At 54.2% G+C, this 557-nt stretch carries 5 tRNA genes; all 5 read right to left on the reverse strand.

The features are described 5' to 3' along the window. Positions 1-52: 52 nt before the first annotated feature. Positions 53-126 (reverse strand) — tRNA-Glu (locus tag M3630_RS30525). A gap of 14 nt (positions 127-140) precedes the next feature. Next, a tRNA-Leu gene (locus M3630_RS30530) sits at positions 141-225 on the reverse strand. Positions 226-233: 8 nt separating this feature from the next. Then, positions 234-310, reverse strand: a tRNA-Met gene (locus tag M3630_RS30535). Between the two features lie 24 nt (positions 311-334). Next, positions 335-425 (reverse strand) — tRNA-Ser (locus M3630_RS30540). A gap of 7 nt (positions 426-432) precedes the next feature. Further along, positions 433-508: transfer RNA gene (locus M3630_RS30545), tRNA-Asn, on the reverse strand. Positions 509-557: the final 49 nt, after the last annotated feature.

Raw genomic sequence — 557 nt, forward strand, 5'->3', positions numbered from 1 at the left:
CCAGCTGAGCTAAGCCTCCAGGATCCCTGCTAACGCAGGGCATTTTGCTAGGTGACCCGTAGGGGATTCGAACCCCTGAATGACAGCGTGAAAGGCTGCTGTGTTAAACCGCTTCACCAACGGGCCAGGATTATGAAGTATGGTGCGGTCGGCGAGACTCGAACTCGCACGGGTCGCCCCGCCACCCCCTCAAGATGGTGTGTCTGCCAATTCCACCACGACCGCAATTAATATGGTAGCGGCGGAGGGAATCGAACCCCCGACCTTTCGGGTATGAACCGAACGCTCTAACCAGCTGAGCTACACCGCCATGAAGCTATGAGATTAAAACATATGGCGGAGAGTGAGGGATTCGAACCCTCGCTACGCTTGCGCATACTAACGGTTTAGCAAACCGTCCCCTTCGGCCTCTTGGGTAACTCTCCGTATATATGGCTCCTCGGGACGGACTCGAACCGCCGACCGATCGGTTAACAGCCGATTGCTCTACCAACTGAGCTACCGAGGAACGTTGAAGGATTTATTCCTTCAAAACTGAATACGCATGATTGCTAAGA

Source organism: Brevibacillus sp. MER 51, assembly GCF_023714195.1.
Classification (GTDB): domain Bacteria; phylum Bacillota; class Bacilli; order Brevibacillales; family Brevibacillaceae; genus Brevibacillus.